The sequence below is a fragment of the Streptomyces durhamensis genome, from assembly GCF_000725475.1.
Classification (GTDB): domain Bacteria; phylum Actinomycetota; class Actinomycetes; order Streptomycetales; family Streptomycetaceae; genus Streptomyces; species Streptomyces filipinensis.
In genome coordinates, this window is record NZ_JNXR01000106.1 from 1 (window position 1) to 464 (window position 464).

The 464-nt window shown below is 60.3% G+C and carries 1 protein-coding gene; it reads right to left on the minus strand.

The window, feature by feature from the left end; genetic code table 11:
• The coding region (locus IO33_RS0141970; protein ID WP_209439021.1) for a hypothetical protein at positions 1-420 on the minus strand (420 nt) is incomplete at its 3' end.
• Between the last annotated feature and the right edge of the window lie 44 nt (positions 421-464).

Consider the following 464-nt stretch of genomic DNA (forward strand, 5'->3'; position numbering starts at 1 on the left):
GGGCAGCGTGTTAGTGAGCGCAGACCACATCGGGCCCAGCACCTTAACGGCGACCGCGGCCGAGTCACGACCACGGTGGATTCGTATAGACGTGAAGATTGAAGGGAATGCGAGGACTGCGAGAGCTGCCATTACCGGCAGAAAGAACAGGTCGTTGGATTCGGCGCGTGCATCCGTTAAGCCGTTGTGGACGCCGAACGACAGGAACCACCCGACGGCCATTCGCGAGAGATGGTCGAAGGTACTGGGGGCCGCGGCTAGGAAAACCACGACCCCTAAGAACACTCGTGCGCTCGTTGATCGTTCACGGATCAGACCCGCCGAGATTGCAAGTATGAGTATCTCCGCGACAGGCGTTGGGACGCTGTAGATCGTCATGTAGAGGCCGGTTCGCCAGTTCTCCAACTCTTCGACGGCCACGCCCTGGTCCCGAGCTGGCAGACTGACGAGGAAGAGCGCTAGGC